This window comes from Bradyrhizobium sp. SZCCHNR2028 (genome assembly GCF_032380995.1).
Lineage (GTDB): Bacteria > Pseudomonadota > Alphaproteobacteria > Rhizobiales > Xanthobacteraceae > Bradyrhizobium.
The window spans coordinates 1-17997 of record NZ_JAUHJF010000028.1; the positions used below are offsets into that span (position 1 = coordinate 1).

General features: G+C 66.4%; 14 protein-coding genes. 6 read left to right on the plus strand and 8 right to left on the minus strand.

Annotated features, from left to right (window positions below; all coding sequences use genetic code 11):
- Positions 1 to 304: 304 nt before the first annotated feature.
- The 4 genes from QX121_RS28660 to QX121_RS28675 form a co-directional block, all read right to left on the minus strand.
- Entirely contained in the window at positions 305 to 3460 is a 3156-nt protein-coding gene (locus QX121_RS28660) for a multidrug efflux RND transporter permease subunit (RefSeq protein WP_315813643.1), read from the minus strand.
- Positions 3461 to 3465: 5 nt separating this feature from the next.
- On the minus strand, positions 3466 to 4662 hold the full coding sequence (locus QX121_RS28665; RefSeq protein WP_315734436.1) for an efflux RND transporter periplasmic adaptor subunit: 1197 nt from the start codon (positions 4660 to 4662) through the stop codon (positions 3466 to 3468).
- A 281-nt stretch (positions 4663 to 4943) separates the two neighbouring features.
- Positions 4944 to 5972 (minus strand): cyclopropane-fatty-acyl-phospholipid synthase family protein, encoded by a 1029-nt coding sequence (locus tag QX121_RS28670; RefSeq protein WP_315813644.1) that lies wholly within the window; start codon positions 5970 to 5972, stop codon positions 4944 to 4946.
- Between the two features lie 12 nt (positions 5973 to 5984).
- A complete protein-coding gene (locus tag QX121_RS28675; protein WP_315813645.1) occupies positions 5985 to 6797 on the minus strand; it encodes a DUF1295 domain-containing protein in 813 nt (270 codons plus the stop codon).
- A gap of 182 nt (positions 6798 to 6979) precedes the next feature.
- Here QX121_RS28675 and QX121_RS28680 point away from each other — a divergent pair, with 182 nt between their 5' ends.
- Genes QX121_RS28680 through QX121_RS28690 form a run of 3 tightly spaced genes read left to right on the plus strand, consistent with a single transcriptional unit; the run spans position 6980 to position 9486 of the window.
- Positions 6980 to 7969: a flagellar motor protein MotA gene (locus QX121_RS28680; protein WP_315734443.1), complete on the plus strand. Its 990-nt coding sequence runs from the start codon at positions 6980 to 6982 to the stop codon at positions 7967 to 7969.
- Between the two features lie 42 nt (positions 7970 to 8011).
- Entirely contained in the window at positions 8012 to 9040 is a 1029-nt protein-coding gene (locus QX121_RS28685) for a peptidoglycan -binding protein (RefSeq protein WP_315753304.1), read from the plus strand.
- Positions 9037 to 9486 carry a GNAT family N-acetyltransferase gene (locus QX121_RS28690; RefSeq protein WP_315813646.1) on the plus strand — a complete coding sequence of 150 codons (450 nt, stop codon included), beginning with the start codon at positions 9037 to 9039 and terminating at the stop codon, positions 9484 to 9486. Before QX121_RS28685 ends, QX121_RS28690 begins: the two co-directional genes overlap by 4 nt.
- A 202-nt stretch (positions 9487 to 9688) precedes the next feature.
- Here QX121_RS28690 and QX121_RS28695 read toward each other — a convergent pair whose 3' ends face one another.
- Positions 9689 to 9889: a hypothetical protein gene (locus tag QX121_RS28695; RefSeq protein WP_006614616.1), complete on the minus strand. Its 201-nt coding sequence runs from the start codon at positions 9887 to 9889 to the stop codon at positions 9689 to 9691.
- A 146-nt stretch (positions 9890 to 10035) separates the two neighbouring features.
- On the minus strand, positions 10036 to 11892 hold the full coding sequence (locus tag QX121_RS28700; protein WP_315813647.1) for an ABC transporter ATP-binding protein/permease: 1857 nt from the start codon (positions 11890 to 11892) through the stop codon (positions 10036 to 10038).
- A 223-nt stretch (positions 11893 to 12115) separates the two neighbouring features.
- Between QX121_RS28700 and rpmE the strand changes: the two genes are divergently transcribed.
- Positions 12116 to 12343 (plus strand): 50S ribosomal protein L31, encoded by a 228-nt coding sequence (rpmE, locus tag QX121_RS28705; RefSeq protein ID WP_015664357.1) that lies wholly within the window; start codon positions 12116 to 12118, stop codon positions 12341 to 12343.
- A 157-nt stretch (positions 12344 to 12500) separates the two neighbouring features.
- On the opposite strand, the gene QX121_RS28710 is transcribed toward rpmE, so the two are convergent.
- Entirely contained in the window at positions 12501 to 13013 is a 513-nt protein-coding gene (locus QX121_RS28710; RefSeq protein WP_315713893.1) for a DUF1465 family protein, read from the minus strand.
- 613 nt (positions 13014 to 13626) lie between these two features.
- On the minus strand, positions 13627 to 13818 hold the full coding sequence (locus QX121_RS28715; RefSeq protein ID WP_315713892.1) for a DUF1192 domain-containing protein: 192 nt from the start codon (positions 13816 to 13818) through the stop codon (positions 13627 to 13629).
- A gap of 87 nt (positions 13819 to 13905) precedes the next feature.
- Between QX121_RS28715 and QX121_RS28720 the strand changes: the two genes are divergently transcribed.
- Positions 13906 to 14904, plus strand: coding sequence for an NAD(P)H-quinone oxidoreductase (locus QX121_RS28720; protein WP_315813648.1), 999 nt, complete (start codon positions 13906 to 13908; stop codon positions 14902 to 14904).
- A 169-nt stretch (positions 14905 to 15073) separates the two neighbouring features.
- Positions 15074 to 17953 (plus strand): EAL domain-containing protein, encoded by a 2880-nt coding sequence (locus QX121_RS28725; protein ID WP_315734456.1) that lies wholly within the window; start codon positions 15074 to 15076, stop codon positions 17951 to 17953.
- Positions 17954 to 17997: the final 44 nt, after the last annotated feature.

The window sequence follows — 17997 nt, forward strand, 5'->3', positions numbered from 1 at the left end:
TCGAATCGGACGAAGCTTGCCTGTCAGGAATCAACCCGGTCTGAATTGTCAGGACTCAGCCCGGTTCATACCGAGTCACGCTCGATGTGATGACCCACCGCCCAACTCATGTGTGCGCAGTCGGTCCGCTACAGATCGTGCGCTTCGCACCGATGTCCGCTGACTGACTCTTGAACGGAGCATGCCACAACGTTCGGCGTTCGGCGCCCCCAACCCCCAACCCCTCCCCGCAAGGGGGAGGGGAGCAGACCGGCCACGCGGCAGGATGTCGGCACAATCCTCCGGACAGACCGTTCATGATCGCCTACGACTTCGCCGGCGCCGGTGGCCCATAGGCCTCACGCTCCGCCACCGGCTCCGTCTTCTCCCGATCGCCTGCGAGCACGCGCTGCACCGAGACGAAGAACACCGGCACCATCAGCAGCGCCAGGATCACCACCGCGATCATGCCGCCCATCACGTTGGTGCCGAGCGCCTGCTGGCTGGCGCCGCCGGCGCCGGTCGCGATCGACATCGGCAGCACGCCGCAGACGAAGGCGAGGCCGGTCATGATGATCGGCCGGAAGCGCAGCGAGCAGGCCTCGATCGTCGCCGCGACCAGCGGCTTGCCATGGGCGCGCAGGTCCTTGGCGAACTCGATGATCAGGATCGCGTCCTTGGCGGCGAGACCGATGATGGTGATCAGCGCGACCGTGAAATACACGTCGTTCGACAGGCCGCGGATATTGGCTGCGACGACGGCGCCGAGGATGCCGAGCGGCACCGTCAGCAGCACCGCGAGCGGAATGGTCCAGCTTTCGTAGAGCGCGGCCAGACACAGGAACACGACCAGCGCCGACAGCCCGAGCAGCAGCGGCGCCTGCGAGCCCGACAGCTTCTCCTGCAGCGACTGTCCGGTCCATTCATAGCCGAAGCCGCGCGGCAGCTTGCCGGCGAGCCGCTCCATCTCCTTGAGGGCATCGCCCGAGGTGTAGCCCGGCTTGGCCTCGCCGGAGATGCGGATCGCCGGATAGTAGTTGAAGCCGGCGATCTGGCTCGGTCCCTTGGCCCATTGGATCGTCGCGAACGACGAGAACGGCACCAGCTGCCCCTTGGCGTTCTTGACGCTGTAGTTGAGGATATCGTCTGCGTTCATGCGGCTGATGCGATCGGCCTGCACCACGACGCGCTGCATGCGGCCACGGTTGGGGAAGTCGTTCACGTAAGTCGAGCCGAGATTGGTCGAGATCGTGTTGTTGATGTCCTCGAAGGTGACGCCGAAGGCGCCGGCCTTCTCGCGGTCGATCATCAGATTGACCTGGGGTCCCGGCGGCAGGCCTTCGACATAGACCTTCTGCAGCACCGGGCTCGCATTGGCTTCCGCGATCAGCTGGTCGGCGGCGGCGGTCAGCGCGGCATAGCCCTTCTGGCCGCGGTCCTGCAGGCGGAAGCTGAAGCCCGAGGAGTTGCCGAGATTGTCGATCGGCGGCGGCTGCAGCGCCGTGATCTTGGCGTCGCGCAAGCCGGCGAGATCGCGGTTGATGTCGGCGACCAGCGCCGCGGCGCCGTCACGCTTGCTGCGCTCCGACCAGTCCTTCAGCGAGATGAAGGCCTGGGCGGTGTTGACGCCCTGGCCGGCATAGCTGAAGCCGGTCAGGAAGGTGACGTTCTCGATCCCTTCGCGCTTGGCGAGATACTTCTCGACCGCCTCGACGGCCGCCTGCGTCCGCGCATAGGAGGAGTCCGCCGGCGTCTGCACGTCGGTGGTGATGAAGCCCTGGTCATCGACCGGCAGGAAGCCGCCCGGCAGCCGGATGAAGGCGAAGGTCAACCCGACCAGGAAGATCGCATAGATCAGCATCAGCCGTCCGGTGCGCTTCAGCGCGCCGCCGACCACGCCGGTGTAGCGGTTGCGGCTGTTGTCCATGAAGCGGTTGAACCACCCGAATACGCCCTTCTTCGCGTGGCCGTGGCCGGCCGTGACCGGCTTCAGCAGGGTGGCGCACAGCGCCGGAGTCAGCGACAGCGCCAGCAGCGCCGAGAAGCCGATCGCCGCCACCATGGTGACCGAGAACTGCCGGTAGATGATGCCGACCGAGCCGGGGAAGAATGCCATCGGCACGAACACCGCCATCAGCACCAGGGTGATGCCGATGATGGCGCCGGTGATCTGGCCCATCGCCTTGCGCGTCGCCTCCTTCGGCGACAGCCCCTCCTCGGTCATGATGCGCTCGACGTTCTCGACCACGACGATGGCGTCGTCGACGAGGATGCCGACCGCGAGCACCATGCCGAACATCGTCAGCATGTTGATGGAGTAGCCGACCAGCATCAGCGTCGCGCAGGTGCCGAGCAGCGCCACGGGGACGACGATGGTCGGGATGATGGTGTAGCGGATGTTCTGCAGGAACAGGAACATCACTACGAACACCAGCACGACGGCTTCGACCAGGGTCATCAGCACCCGCTTGATCGAGGCTTTGACGACCGGCGTGATGTCGTAGGGGATTTCATAGCTGATGTTGGACGGGAAGAAGCGCGACAGCTCCTTCATCTTGGCCTCGACCGCGCTCGCGGTCGCCAGCGCATTGCCGGTCGGCGACAGCAGCACCGAGAGACCCGCGGTCGGCTTGCCGTTGAGGCGGGTGTTGAACTGATAGCTCAAGCCCCCGATCTCGATGCGGGCGACGTCGCGCAGCCGGACCGTCGAGCCGTCGGCATTGGCGCGCAGGATGATCGATCCGAACTCGTCGGGCGAATCGAGCTGGCCCTTGACCAGCACCAACGCCGAGGTGCGCTGCGAGGTCGTCGCGGGCTCGGCGCCGATGCTGCCCGAGGCGACCTGCGCGTTCTGCGCGCCGATCGCCTTGGTGACGTCGTCGGCGGTGAGGCCGTAGCCGACCAGCTTGGCCGGATCGAGCCAGACGCGCAGCGAGCGCTCGGTCGAATACAGCGTGGCGCGGCCGACGCCGGGAATGCGCCGGATTTCGCCGAGCACGTTGCGGATCATGAAGTCGCCGAGGCCGACCTCGTCGAGGCTGCCGTCGGTGGACTGCAGGGTGATGATCTGCAGCACCGCGGCGGAGGCTTCCTCGACCAGGATGCCCTGCTGGATGACGGCGCGCGGCAGCCGCGCCTCGACACGCTTGAGGCGGTTCTGCACCTCGACCGAGGCGTCATTGGTCGACGTGCCCGGCACGAAGTTCGCGGTGATCTCGACCTGGCCTAGCGAATCGCTGGTGGATTCGAAATTGAGAATGCCGGAAGCGCCGTTGAGCTCCTCCTCGATGAGCCGCGTCACGCTGTTGTAGAGGTTCTCCGGCGATGCGCCGGGATAGCTCGTCGAGATCGAGATCGAGGGCGGCGCGATGATCGGATATTGCGCCACCGCCAGCAGCGGAATCGCGATCGCGCCGATCAGGCAGATGAACAGCGCGACGACCCAGGCGAAGATAGGCCGGTCGATGAAGAAGCTCGGCATGCGACTTACCGCGTCGCCGACTTCGATTCGAGCTGCGTCGCGGCGCTGACCTCGGTCCAGACCTGCGGCGCGACCCTGTCGCCGGCGGCGAACTTCTGGAAGCCGTCGACCACAACCTTGTCGCCGGCGCGCAGACCGTCGGTGATCAGCACCAGGCCATCCTGGGTCGGACCGGTGCGGACCGGCCTGGCGATCGCGCGGTTGTCGTCGCGGATGACGTAGACCTCGGACCCGCCGGCCGCGTTGCGCTGCACCGCCTGCTGCGGCACGCCGACGGAGTCGCTGTCGATGCCCTGCTCGATGCGGACGCGGACATACATGCCCGGCAGGAGCTCGCGCTTCGGATTGGCGAACTCGCCGCGCAGGGTGACCTGACCGGTGGCGGCATCGACCTTGGCGTCGGAGAACAAGAGCTTGCCCGGGATCGAGTACGGCGTGCCGTCGTCGAGCACGAGACGGACCTTGATCGCGTCGGGCGAGATCTGGTCGAGGTCGCCCGACTCGAACGCCCGGCGCAGGCGGTTGAGCTCGCTCACCGACTGGGTGAAGTCGGCATAGATCGGATCGAGCTGCTGGATCGTGACCAGCGAGGTCTCGTTCTGAACCGCGATAGCACCCTCGCTGACCTGGGCCGCGCCGACGATGCCGTCGATCGGCGCGCGCACGGTCGCATAGTCGAGATTGAGCTGGGCGCGCGCGAGATCGGCCTTGCGGGCCTCGATGTCGGCCGCGGCTTCGCGCTCGCTCGCGACCGCCTTCTCCTGCTCGACCTCGGGCGCAGCGCGCTCCTTGAACAGCAGGGCGATGCGGCGCGCCTGCTGCACCGCGCGCTCATGCACCGCCTCGGCCTTGGCCAGCGCCGCCCGGCTCGACAGGATCTCCACCTCGAACGGTTTCGGATCGATGCGATAGAGCGGATCGCCCGCCTTGACCTCGCTGCCCTGGCGGAACAGCCGCTCGACGATGATGCCCGAGACGCGCGGACGGACGTCGGAGACGCGGGTCGGCGCGATGCGGCCGGGCAGCTCGCGCACGATCGCTCGCGCCTTCTGCTCGACGGTCACGATGCCGACGTCGGGGATGACGATCTGCTCATTGGCGGAGGCCTGAGCCTGGATGGGGTCGTTACAGCCGGCCAGCAGCGGCGCGGCGGCCGCGAGCATCAATGCACTGCTGACCAGCGACGCGCGAAAACGAGACATGGGTGGAGGAGCCCCTCAATGATGATGAAAACCGGTCGACTGGATGGCCCAGTCATGGCGCCATTCTGGCGCTCGCCTTGCCTGCAACATAGAAAAGAGCTGCTGCGACGCAACGCGGAACCCGGGCGGCTTGATGTCACACGAACTACGTGACTGATAGATCAAGATTTTTTTGGACTCACCTAATTGTGAGTGCTTTGTGGCAGCAGGTTCCCCGCAGAATCCGCACAGCGAAACGCGAATCTCCTTCGGAGCTGCGGCATCCCGCCGCAGCGAACAAATTAGTTCGCCGGCCGCAGGCGGTAGTGACTGACGCCCCATTCACGGCCTTCGTCGTGCCCGAACAGACCCGCGGTGGCGAGGAAGAACCAGCGCCAGCGGCGCATCCACTGCGCCGTGTCGTCGCCATAGACGGGCTGCAGCACCTGCAGGATGCGGTTGTAGTCGGCATCGAAATTGGCGAGCCAGTCCCGTGCCGTGCGCTGATAATGCGTGCCGCTCCAGCACCATTCCTTCTCGACCGCGAACAGATCCGCGTACTGCCGGATCAAGGTGTGGCTCGGCATGATGCCGCCGGTGAAGAAGTGCTGCGCGATCCAGTCCTCGCGATCGTTGCGGTCGAACAAGTAGGATCCGGTGCGGTGGGTGAAGATGTGCATGAACAGGCGGCCGTCCGGCGCGAGCCATGATCTGACCCGCGACAGCAGCTCGCGCCAGTTCATCATGTGCTCGAACATCTCCACCGAGACGATGCGATCCAACCGCGCGTCGGGAGCGAACCCGTTCATGTCGGCGGTGATGACCCGCAAATTGAGCAGGCCGCGCGCGGCCGCCATCTCCTCGATCGCGCGGCGCTGCGAATGGGAGTTCGACACCGCCGTGATCTTCGCACGCGGGAACTGCCGGGCCATGAACAGCGACAGCGAGCCCCAGCCGCAGCCGAGCTCCAAAATGCTCTGGCCATCCTGCAGATCGGCGTTGGCGACGGTCTGGCGCAGCGCCTCCTCCTCCGCCTCCTGCAGGGTCGAGACCGGCTCCTTGTAGAAGCAGCAGGAATATTTGCGGTTCGGCCCGAGCACGCGGGCGAAGAACGCCGCCGGCACCTCGTAGTGCTGGCTGTTCGCCGCGTCGGTATGCTCGGCGATCGGGCGCGTCGTCAGCACGCGGGCGAATTCTGCATCACCCATTGCATCGGCCCCGCCCAGCCGCGCCGCGGTGCGTGCGCACAATTCGGAGATCGCTGAGCGGATGACGGCGTCGGGCAGCGGCACACGCTCGGCGGCGCCGATGATGGTCGAGATGAAGCTCATGCAGTGGCTCCGTTACTTCGTAAAAGGATTTGGTGGCAGGGGAAAGAACGCGCTGGTGCGCGCCTGATAGGCCCGGTAGCGATCGCCGCGCGAGCGCAGCATCTGCTGTTCCAGCGGCGGGATGCCGGTGACGTGGACCAGGATCCAGTACATGAACAACGGCGCGAGCAGGCTGGCGAAGCCCCACGGATGGTCGAACGACAGCGCGATGACCGGATAGGACAGCCAGCACACCCACTCGAAGAAATAGTTGGGATGGCGCGACCAGCGCCACAGGCCGACGTCGCACACCTTGCCCTTGTTGGCGGGATCGGCGCGGAACGCCTTGAGCTGAGCGTCGGCGACGCCCTCGCCGGCGATGCCCGCGAACAGCACGAGGATGCCGAGATAGTCCTGCAGGCGCAGCTCGGCGGCCGGCGCATGGGCCGCGACGAACATCGCGAACACCAGCGGGATCGAGCCCCAGGCCTGCTGCTGCAGGAACAGGAACATGCGCCGCGGTGCGGCCGCGCCCCATTGCCGGGCAAACTCCGCATAGCGCGGGTCGTCTGACATGCCGCGGCTGCGTGCCGCGACATGGCCGCCGAGCCGCAGCGACCAGACCGCCACCAGCACCGCGACCAGCCACTGCCGCACGTTGGGGGCGGTGCCGCCGGCGGGCCAGATCGCGCCGACGGCGCCGACCAGCCCGACGGAAAATGTCCAGATCGTGTCGACCCAGCCGGAGTTGCCGCTGCGCTGCTGCACGACCCAGGCGAGCCCCATCAGCACCGACATCGCCGCGACCATCGCCAGGAGCGCTTGCAGATATTCAACGACGGTCATGACAAAGCCAGGGCGTTCCCGCTAGATATGAGCCACGGGACTAACTACGCCGCGGATGCCCGCCGGTTTCAGCCATAGTTCCGCGCAGGGGACGGGGATTGCGCCGATCGCGGCTTTTTTCCCGCTGCTGCTGTGCCATAGTGGATTTTAGGGACCGGTCCCCGCAACGGATGTCATCGACAATGCCTCAAGGCTCTCCTTCCCGCTCCGCGATGGACGTCGAAATGACCAAATTGTCCTCGCCCCGGATCTTCCTGGTGCGGATGCTGGTCTTCCTGGTGCTGTGCGCGCTGGTCGGCGTCGTGCTCTACAAGCAGATCATCATGGCGTTCTTCGCCAATCCCGGCCTCAACGCCCTGATCGGGGCGGTGCTGCTGATCGGCGTCATCCTGTCGTTCCGACAGGTGGTCCGGCTCTATCCGGAAGTGTCCTGGGTCAACAATTTCCGCATCGCCGATCCCGGCCTGGCGGTGCCTCGTCACCCGGTCCTGCTGGCGCCGATGGCCGCCATCCTCGGCCGCGAGCGCTCGGGGCGGATGTCGATCTCACAGCAGACCATGCGCCATCTGCTCGACTCGATCGCCACCCGGCTTGACGAGGCCCGCGACATCTCGCGCTACATGACCGGCCTGCTGGTGTTCCTCGGCCTGCTCGGCACGTTCTGGGGCCTGATCGAGACGGTCGGCTCGGTCGGCAAGGTGATCGAGGGCCTCAAGGTCGGTGGCGACGCCGGCGCGCTGTTCGATACGCTGAAGGGCGGCCTTGCCGCGCCGCTGGGCGGCATGGGCATCTCGTTCTCGTCCTCGCTGTTCGGCCTTGCCGGCTCGCTGATCCTCGGCTTCCTCGACCTGCAGTCGAGCCAGGCGCAGAACCGCTTCTATACCGACCTGGAAGACTGGCTCGCGGGCACCGTGCGCGAATATGGCGGGACGGGCGATACCGGGGCCGATCTCTCGGTCGCCATCGAGCGGCTGCGCACCGCCATGGAGGACGGCTCAAACCGCGGCGCCACCGCGGCCATGGCCAATCTCGCCGAGGCGATCCAGGGGCTGGTCGGGCACATGCGCACCGAGCAGCAGATGATCCGCGAATGGGCCGACGGCCAGGGCGAGCAGAACCGCGAGATCAAGCGGCTGCTGGAGCGGCTCGCGCGGCAGACGGAGAAAAGTTGAGCCGCTCCACCGGCCGGCCGAAGACGAACTAGGAGACGCTGAATGGCGCTTGCCCGTACCCGCCGTGGAGATTCCGGCCTCAACTACTGGCCGGGCTTCGTCGACGCGCTGTCGACGCTGGTGCTGTCGATCGTGTTCCTGCTGACCGTGTTCCTGGTGGTGCAGTTCTTCCTGTCGCAGGAGGTCACCGGCAAGGACAAGGCGCTGGAGCAGCTCAACGCCAAGATCGCACAGCTCAACGAGATGCTGTCCCTGGAGAAGCTCGGCAAGCTCTCGCTGGACGACCAGGTCGCGCAACTGCGCGCCGGGCTCGCAAGCGCCGAAGCCGAGCGCGACCGCGTCAAGGGTCTCTATGACGGGCTCGCCAATGCCGGCAGCAATGCCGCCGGCCGCGCCAACGAGCTCAACCGGGCGCTCGACTCCGAGAAGCAGGTCACGGCGCGGGCGCTGGCCCAGATCGAGGTGCTCAACCAGCAGATCAGCGCACTGCGCCGCCAGCTCGCTGCGCTCGAGGATGCGCTCGATGCCTCGGAGAAGCGCGATAAGGAATCGCAGAGCCGCATCGCCGATCTCGGCTCGCGCCTCAACGTCGCGCTGGCACAGCGGGTGCAGGAGCTCACCCGCTACCGCTCGGAGTTCTTCGGCCGGCTGCGCGCCATCCTCGGCAACCGTCCCGACATTCGCGTCGTCGGCGACCGCTTCGTGTTCCAGTCCGAGGTGTTCTTCGACACGGGCCAAGCCACCCTGCTGCCCGAGGGCCAGCAGGAGCTGAACTCGGTGGCAACGGCGCTGGTCGATCTCGACAAGCAGATCCCCGCCGAGATCTCCTGGGTGCTGCGGGTCGATGGCCACACCGACGTTCGTCCGATCAACAGCCCGGTGTTCAAGTCGAACTGGGAATTGTCCTCGGCGCGCGCCATCTCGGTGGTGCAGTATCTGATCTCGCTCGGCGTGCCTGCCCAGCGCCTGGTCGCGGCCGGCTTCGCCGAATTCCAGCCGCTCGATCCCGCGAATACCGAGGAGGCCTTCCGCCGCAACCGGCGCATCGAGCTGAAGCTGACGGAGCGGTGACGTCGACCTCCACCCTGCGCCCCTATCGCGCCGAGGACGAGGACGCGGCGATCGCGTTGTGGCAGGAGACGTGGCAGCTCGCCTATCCCGCGATCGATTTTGCCGCACGCGTTCCATGGTGGCGTGAGCGCTGGCGAAATGAGCTGGTGCCGAAGGCGGACGTGATCGTCGCCGAGACGGAGGGAGCGCTTGCCGGCTTTGTCACGATCGATGCGTCGGGCTATCTCGATCAGCTCGTGGTCTCGCCCCGGCACTGGGGCTCGCCGCTCGCCACGCAGTTGGTCGACGCCGCCAAGCGGCGCTCTCCGGGCGGCATCACGCTGCTGGTGAACAAGGACAACGCCCGCGCGATCAGCTTCTACAAGCGCAACGGCTTCCTGGAGGCCGGCGAGGACGTCAATCCGACCTCAGGGCGTCCGGTGCTGCGGATGGCGTGGACGCCCTAGGCACTGCCACCCCGGATCGCGGCCATATCCACCGCTGTCGTCCCGGACAACCGAGCGCAGCGAGGGCAGATCCGGGATCCATACTCCGCGGCAGAGGTTTTGCGACGAGTGGGTGTCCCTGGCATTCGGGCGCCAAACATCGGTCTGTGGTTATGGGCCCCTGCGTTCGCCGGGGCGACACCGAGGGTGCAGCGATCAGCAACTACACGCCGCGAAACAGCACGCCGATCGTCAACACCACGAACGCAATCGCCAGCGCATCGAAGGCGTGCGCGGCCGACAGCAGCGGCACCGAAGCGTGCATGTAGTGCGCGAGCATCGCGACGAGGGCGAGCACCAGCGCGATTGCGAAGATCACAAAGGAGGGCGGCGTGAGGGCAAAACTGCCACGACGATAAGGCATGTCCGTTGCTCCTGTTAGGACCAGGCACGCCTGCTACGAGCGGCGCGCCATCTGTTCCGGCAGGGAACGTACAAGGCGGGAGAAAGGTTGCAGGGTCGGGAACGAGAATTCGAGGATGTTGCCGGCCGTCCACGGTGTTGCAGGAACTACACGCCCTCGAACTGCAGCCGGGCCAGCCGCGCATAGAGACCGTTGGCCGCAACCAGCGACGTGTGGGTGCCCTGCTCGACGATGCGGCCGCGGTCCATGACCAGGATGCGGTCGCAGGACAGCACCGTGGCGAGGCGATGCGCGATCACCAGGGTGGTGCGGTCCTTCATCAGCCCCTCGAGCGCAGTCTGTACCAGCGTCTCGCTCTCGGCGTCGAGCGCCGAGGTCGCCTCGTCGAGCAGCAGCAGCGGCGCATCGCGCAGGATGGCGCGCGCGATGGCGATGCGCTGGCGCTGGCCGCCCGAGAGCGTGACGCCGCGCTCGCCGAGCGAGGTGTCGAAGCCGTTCGGCAAGCGGCGGATGAATTCGCTGGCATGAGCGAGATCGGCGGCGCGCTCGACCTCGGCGTCGGTCGCCTCGGGCCGGCCGAAGCGGATGTTCTCACGCGCACTGGCGGCGAACACCACGGATTCCTGCGGCACCAGCGCGATGCGCTCGCGCATCTTGCGCGGGTCAGCCGCGCGCACCGGCACACCGTCGAATGAGATCGAGCCGGACGCGGGATCGTAGAAGCGCAGAAGCAGATGGAACAGCGTGCTCTTGCCGGCGCCGGAGGGGCCGACGATTGCGACCTTCTCACCGGCGCGGATCACAAACGAGACATCGTCGAGAACGCAGACGTCTGGGCGACCCGGATAGGCGAAGCTGACCCGCTCGAAGCCGAGGTCGCCACGCGCCGGCTCCGGCATCGGGCGCGGTTGCGCGGGCGCCGTGATTTCCGGCTGCACGTGCAACAGCTCGAACAGCCGCTCGGCCGCGCCGGACGCCGCCGACACTTCGCCCCAGACCTCCGAGAGCTGGCCGAGCCCGGCGGCCGCGAAGGCCGCGTAGAGCACGAACTGACCGAGCCGTCCGGCGCTGATCGCACCGGTCAGCACGTCGTGCGAGCCGACCCAGAGGATCGCGACGACGCTGGAGAACACGATGAAGATGATGATCGCGGTGAGCACGCCGCGCGCCTGGGTCGAGACCCGCGCCGCCTCATAGGCCTGCTCGACCTCGCCGCCGAAGCGCGCCGCCGCGAGCCTCTCGCTGGTATAGGCCTGCACCGTCCTGATCGAACCGATCAGCTCGGACGCATAGGCCGAGGCGTCGGCGAGCGTGTCCTGGGCGTTGCGCGACAGCCGCCGGACCCAGCGCCCGAACGCCACCAGCGGCAGCACGATCAGCGGGATCGCCAGCAGCACGAAGCCGGACAGCTTCGGGCTCGTGATCACCATCATTGCGGTGGCGCCGATGAACAGCAGCAGATTGCGCAGCGCGATGGACACGGAGGCGCCCGCCGCCGATTTGATCTGGGTGGTGTCGGCGGTGAGCCGCGACACCAGCTCGCCGGAGCGCGCGGAATCGAAGAACGACGGCGACAGCGACATCAGATGCGCGAACACGTCGCGCCGGAGATCGGCGACGATGCGCTCGCCGATCGTCATGACGAGGTAGTAGCGGGCCGCGCTTGCCAGCGCGAGCACCGCCACCACGGCGATCATGACGCTGAAATAGCTGTTGATCAGTTCGATGCCTTTCGGCGTGAAGCCGAAATCGATCATGCGGCGGACCGCGATCGGGACCAGCAGCGTGGTCAGCGCCGCGACCGTGAGCGCGATCAGCGCCAGGAGGGCACGGCCGCGATAGCGCAGGACATAGGGAGACAGCGCCAGCAGCGGGCGCAGCTTCGAGCGCCGCACAGGGCTTGCCGGCTCGGCCAATGCCTCGACGGCCGCAACGGCATCTCCGACCGGATCCTGCCCTGGGGCAGCGCCCTGCCGCTCGTCAAGCCGTTCCACTACGCTCATGGGCCACCTGAGAATTGTTCCAAATACCGATCTGCCGTCCTGATAGGCCTGCCGGGCCGGGCTTGGCAAATCCGGAAACGTACCAAGGTGTTCATCCGCGACCTTGGCTTGTTTTGGGCAGAACCTTGGGCTATAGAGCCCGGCAATTGTCCCCCTTCAGTGACGACAGGATCAGGCGCGGCCGCGCCGCATCATGTCTTCGCATCGTGCCGTAGGATCAGCCATGAAAGCCGACATTCACCCGAATTATCATACGATTACGGTCGTGATGACCGATGGCACCGAGTACCAGACCCGCTCGACCTGGGGCAAAGAGGGCGACAAGCTCAACCTCGACATCGACCCCAAGTCGCACCCGGCCTGGACCGGCGGCACCCAGCAGCTGATGGATCGCGGCGGCCGCGTGTCCCGCTTCCAGAAGAAGTTCCAGGGCTTCCTCAAGAAGGATTGATGCCTTCTTGCCCCGGTACCGGCCTTCCTGGCCTGCGCCTGATGGACAGCTCACAGCAAAACGCCCCCGGAGACGGGGGCGTTTTTGTTTCTGGGCTGGTCGCAACGAGACCTTCGGCTGGGGGGAGCGGCCCGGCGGGGCCGCCCGATGCCGGGGCCTACTGCTCGAACGCGGCCTTCAGCCGGTTGAGATGCGGCACCAGCGGATTGCCGATCGCGCTCTGGTCCGGCGGCGGGGAATGAATGGTCGAGTCGAGCCGGCGGACCCGCACCTGCAGGCTCATCGAGCGGGAGATCAGGCTCTGCAGCTGCTGCGGCAGCTTCTCCAGCAGATCATCCGGCCCGGGATCTGCAGCGGTCAGCTTGACCTTGGTCTTCTCGCGGTTGGCCTGGCTCAGGGTCATCTCGCCCTCCTTCACCGCGCGGTGCAGGAGCAGCCAGGACGCCAGTTGCATCAGGCGGGTGGTGAGACGCATGCTCTCGGTCGCGTAGGTCAGGCTGACGGCGCGGTCGAGCGCCTTGGCCTCGTTGCGGCCGTCGCCATCGAGATAGGCGGCGGTCTCCTCGACCAGATCCATGCCTTCCCGGAACAGCGCGCCGAATGCAGCAGAATTGGTGAGCCGCTCGTTGAACTGAACCAGAGCGCCATCGCCCAGCAAACGGTCCGACATGGTTAACGCCTCTTAAACGCGACTGTTTACGCAACCCGGCAACGACGCCGGTATGATGAACAAATCATTGCGCGGCCGGTTTCGAGAGTCCAGCAGCAACGCCTTTTATGGTTTCCACGGCGTGGGCCATGCCGTGCCCTCGTACCATTTGCGACTGCAACACGGCCGATCGCGGCCGAGTCGCACGATCAGCTCAACTAGCAACCATGATCACGGCAATAGTTTGCAGTCGTCGGACGAGGATCGTCACGCCTGCCGCGGCGCACAGGATTTTCGCGCGCGACCTGCTGGCAACCGAAGACCGGCACGGGCGCAATGAGCAGGCACGACGTTCGTTCCACGATCGCCGCCTGCGCACGGGGGAGCGCGCCAAGGACGACCGCCCGGTTCGCCCGGCTCGGCGCGGGCGCAAAAAAAGAGCCGCCGTTTCCGGCGGCTTTGAAGTTGATAACAGGGAGGCGTCAAACAGAGTGGACAGGAGCCACTCGGTGTCCAAACGAGGACGGTTCCGGTTGTAAACGCGAAAGCTTAATCAACCGTAAATGGCGAAAATTTTTCAATCTTCGTTAGCCATGTCGGCCACTGGCCGACCGTGTTTCTACGGCCGCGAGGTTCACGACTTGAAGATGCTGGCGGCGGCATCACGCGAGGCGCGCTTTTTCGCCACCGCCTGCTCGATGCGCTCGATCTCGGCGCGGAGCAGCGCCACCCGGCTGGTCAGCTCCTCGACCGACAGCATCGACAGATCCTGCCCGATCTCGTGCGAAACGGCCTTGCGCGGCCGGTCGTCGTCCTCGTTCGCCATCTCACCCTCCTCCCGGTTGCCAGCCATGCCCCGGCTGGCTTAAGCACGCGGCAGCACCCGCTTTCAGCCCTCGCCGAAGGATTTCTCATGGAACAGCTGCCCGCGCAAATGACCGTGGTCGCCATCAGCCAGCCGGGCGGACCCGAGGTGCTCAAGCCGGAAACCCGGCCCGTCCCCAAGCCCGGCCCCGGCGAGATCCTGATCAAGGTGAAGGCCGCCGGCGTTAACCGTCCCGACGTCGCCCAGCGCTCCGGCAGCTATCCGCCGCCGCCCGGCGCCAGCGACCTGCCGGGGCTGGAAGTGGCCGGGGAGGTCGTGGCGCTCGGCGAGGGCGCCGTCCGGCACAAGCTCGGCGACACCGTGATGTCCCTGGTCGCCGGCGGCGGCTATGCGCAATATTGCATCGCACAAGATGCGCAGGCGATGGCGGTCCCCTCCGCGCTCTCAATTCTGGAAGCCGGCGCTCTGCCCGAGACCCTGATGACGGTCTGGCACAACGTGTTCGAGCGCGGCGGCCTCAAGCAGGGCGAGACCCTGCTGGTCCATGGCGGCTCTTCCGGCATCGGCACCATGGCGATTCAGCTCGGCAAGGCGTTCGGCGCCAAGGTGCTGGTCACCGTCGGCTCGCAGGACAAGGTCGACGCCTGCGTCAAGCTCGGCGCCGACCGCGCCATCAACTACAAGACCGAGGATTTCGTCGCCGTGGTCAAGGAGGCGACCGGCGGCAAGGGCGCCAACGTCATCCTCGACATGGTCGGCGGCGACTACATCGAGCGCAACTACGACGCCGCGGCGACCGATGGCCGCATCGTCCAGATCGCCTTCCTGGGTAGCCCGAAGGCGACCGTCAATTTCGTCAAGCTGATGGTCAAGCGCCTGACCCATACCGGATCCACGCTGCGCCCGCGCAGCAACGCCGACAAGGCGGCGATGGTGGCGGCGATCGAGGCCAAGGTGATGCCGTTCCTGCGCGAGGGCCGCATCAAGCCGCTGATGGACTCGACCTTTCCCCTCGTCGACGCAGCGAAAGCGCATGCACGCATGGAGACGAGCCAACATATTGGCAAAATTGTGTTGGAAATCTAGGTGCAGTCTAAACAGAGCGTGTTTGGAAACTCTTTGATTTTCCTCGCTTTCGTGCCAATGATCGCGCACATCTGAACCGTGCCTGGAACGGCTCCAATTAGCCCGGCGACGACCTCTTTCGATTTGGCTTGTTTCGCTTTGGATTGGTGTCGAACGCGGAGATTTGACATTGCGTCTGATCAGGTGCCTCGCGTCGTTGGCGGCGCTGGGCCTCGTGATGTGTGGTGCCGCTGCCCCCGCTCAGGCCGTTGACGCCGTCAGCGTTCGCAGCGACGCGCCTGCGATCGACCTCACGGGCATCCTCGATCATCAGCGCAGCGAGAACGACCGCATCCAGGTCTCGACCGCGCCCGGCACCGACGGCATCGTCCGCCGCATTGAGGTGCGGGCGCGCGAGGGCGGCCAGAACTGGATCGTGTTCGCACTGGCCAACAACACCGACGACCAGCTCGACCGCCTGATCGTGGCACCGCACTACCGCGTGGTCGGCTCCGGCGTGTTGTGGCCCGATCTCGGCCTGTCGCGCATCGCCACCATCACGCCCTCGGTCGGCGACCTGCCGGAGCGGCAGGAGAGTCCGACCGCCGACGTCTTCCGCGTCACCCTCGATCCCGGCTCGGTCGTCACCTTCGTGGCCGAGCTGCGCACCGACAAGCTGCCGCAGCTCTATCTGTGGGAGCCCGAGGCCTACAAGGACAAGGTCAACTCGTTCACGCTGTACCAGGGCATCGTGATCGGTATCTCCGGGCTTCTCGCGCTCGTGCTCACGATCCTGTTCGTGGTCAAGGGCAGCATCATGTTCCCGGCGGCCGCGGCGCTGGCCTGGGCGGTGCTGGTCTATATCGGCGTCGACTTCGGCTTCTGGGGCAAGGTCCTGGACATGTCGAACAATGCCGAGCGCGTCTGGCGCGCCGCGGGCGAGGCGATCCTGGCGGCGACCCTGCTGGTGTTCCTGTTCGCCTATCTCAATCTGTCGCGCTGGCACGTTCGCTATTCGCACATCACGCTGGGCTGGCTGTTTTTCCTGGGCTCGCTGGTCGCCGTGGCGCTGTTCGACCCGGCGGTGGCCTCGGGCATCGCGCGGATGTCGCTGCTCTTGATCGCCGTGCTCGGCTTCGCGCTGATCGTCTATCTCTCGAGCCACGGCTTCGACCGCGCGGTGCTGCTGATCCCGACCTGGTTCCTGCTCACGGTGTGGGTCGCCGCCGCCGGCATGACGGTCGCGGGCCAGGTCACCAACGACATCGTCGGCCCGGCGCTGCTCGGCGGCCTCGTGCTGATTGTGATGCTGATCGGCTTCACGGTGATGCAGCACGCCTTCGCCGGCGGCGGCGCCACCACCGGCATCGTCTCCGACGTCGAGCGCCGCGCGCTGGCGCTCGCCGGCTCCGGCGACCTGATCTGGGACTGGGACGTCTCCGCCGACAAGGTGTTCACGAGCCCGGAGACCGAGAGCCTGCTCGGCCTCAAGCGCGGCACGCTGGAAGGGCCGGCCGCGAAATGGCTCGAGGTGCTGCATCCGCTCGATCAGGACCGCTTCCGCGCCGCGCTCGACAGTGTCCTCGACCAACGCCGCGGCCGGCTGGTGCAGGACTTCCGGCTGCGCACGCCCGACGGCCATTTCATGTGGTTCGCGCTCAAGGCGCGCCCCGTGGTCGGCTCGGACGGCGAGGTCTCGCGCGTGGTCGGCACGCTCACCGACGTGACCGAGTTCAAGAATGCCGAGGAGCGCCTGCTCCACGATTCCGTGCACGACAATCTGACCGGCCTGCCCAACCGCAAGCTGTTCATCGACCGTCTCGCCGCCGTCGCCAATTTCGCCAAGTCGATGCCGGCGATGCGGCCGACCCTGATGGTGATCGATCTCGACCGCTTCAAGCAGGTCAACGACTCTGTCGGCATCGCGGTCGGCGATTCCATCCTGCTGACCTTGGCGCGGCGGCTGTCGCGCATCCTCAAGCCCCAGGATACGTTGGCCCGGCTCGCAGGCGATCAGTTCGGCCTGATCCTGCTGTCCGAGCAGGACCCCGCCCGCATCACCGCGTTTGCCGAGACCATCCGCAAGACCATCCGCGCGCCGATCGCCTTCAACGAGCGCGAGATCTTCCTGACCGCCTCGATCGGCCTTGCTCTGTCCGACCCGCAGACGCAGCTGTCGGAGGACATCATCAAGGATGCGGAGCTTGCGATGTATCACTCCAAGCGCATCGGCGGCGACCGCATCGACGTCTACAAGCCGGCGATGCGGGCGCGCAAGAACGACCGCCTGACCTTGGAGAGCGAGCTGCGCCGCTCGATCGAGCGCCAGGAGATCACGATCCTGTACCAGCCGATCGTGCGGCTGGAGGATCGCTCGATCGCCGGCTTCGAGGCCTTGGCGCGCTGGGATCATCCGAAGCTCGGGCGGATGTCACCGATCGAGTTCATCACCATCGCCGAGGAGATCGGCCTGATCGTCGATCTCGGCACCTTCGTACTCGACCAGACCGCGCGCCAGCTCTCGGTGTGGCAGCGCGCGACGCGGCTGCGCGAGCCGATCTTCGCCAGCGTCAACGTCTCCTCGCGCCAGCTCCTGCGCCACGACCTGATCCACGACATCCGCTCGGTGCTGGCCCGCTCCTCGGTCGCGCGCGGCTCGCTCAAGATCGAGCTGACGGAATCGCTGGTGATGGAGAACCCGGAGCACGCCGCGCAGATGCTGACGCGCATCCGCGAGCTCGGCGTCGGCCTGTCGATCGACGATTTCGGCACCGGCCATTCCTCGCTCGCCTATCTTCAGCGCTTCCCGTTCGACACCTTGAAGATCGACCAGTCGTTCGTGCGCACCACCGCGCGCGGCACGCGGCCGGTGATCCTCAAATCGATCATCGCGCTGGCGCACGACCTCGGCATGGACGTGGTGGCGGAAGGCGCGGAGACCGACTCCGATGCCGTCGAGCTCTATCAGCTCGGCTGCGAATACGCCCAGGGCTACGCCTTCGGCGAGCCGATGGACGCCGACGCCGCGATGCGGCTTCTCACGGAAGAGCGGCTGGAAGCGGCGAGCTGAGGACTGCAATGCATCCAGGATGGCAACAGCCTCAGGATGCATCT

Excerpts from the sequence above, each read along its gene's own strand:
- QX121_RS28660 (WP_315813643.1), bottom strand. The coding sequence starts at position 3,460 with ATGCCGAGCTTCTTCATCGACCGGCCTATCTTCGCCTGGGTCGTCGCG.
- QX121_RS28665 (WP_315734436.1), bottom strand. The coding sequence starts at position 4,662 with ATGTCTCGTTTTCGCGCGTCGCTGGTCAGCAGTGCATTGATGCTCGCG.
- QX121_RS28670 (WP_315813644.1), bottom strand. The coding sequence starts at position 5,972 with ATGAGCTTCATCTCGACCATCATCGGCGCCGCCGAGCGTGTGCCGCTG.
- QX121_RS28675 (WP_315813645.1), bottom strand. The coding sequence starts at position 6,797 with ATGACCGTCGTTGAATATCTGCAAGCGCTCCTGGCGATGGTCGCGGCG.
- QX121_RS28680 (WP_315734443.1), top strand. The coding sequence starts at position 6,980 with ATGCCTCAAGGCTCTCCTTCCCGCTCCGCGATGGACGTCGAAATGACC.
- QX121_RS28685 (WP_315753304.1), top strand. The coding sequence starts at position 8,012 with ATGGCGCTTGCCCGTACCCGCCGTGGAGATTCCGGCCTCAACTACTGG.
- QX121_RS28695 (WP_006614616.1), bottom strand. The coding sequence starts at position 9,889 with ATGCCTTATCGTCGTGGCAGTTTTGCCCTCACGCCGCCCTCCTTTGTG.
- QX121_RS28700 (WP_315813647.1), bottom strand. The coding sequence starts at position 11,892 with ATGAGCGTAGTGGAACGGCTTGACGAGCGGCAGGGCGCTGCCCCAGGG.
- rpmE (WP_015664357.1), top strand. The coding sequence starts at position 12,116 with ATGAAAGCCGACATTCACCCGAATTATCATACGATTACGGTCGTGATG.
- QX121_RS28710 (WP_315713893.1), bottom strand. The coding sequence starts at position 13,013 with ATGTCGGACCGTTTGCTGGGCGATGGCGCTCTGGTTCAGTTCAACGAG.
- QX121_RS28715 (WP_315713892.1), bottom strand. The coding sequence starts at position 13,818 with ATGGCGAACGAGGACGACGACCGGCCGCGCAAGGCCGTTTCGCACGAG.
- QX121_RS28720 (WP_315813648.1), top strand. The coding sequence starts at position 13,906 with ATGGAACAGCTGCCCGCGCAAATGACCGTGGTCGCCATCAGCCAGCCG.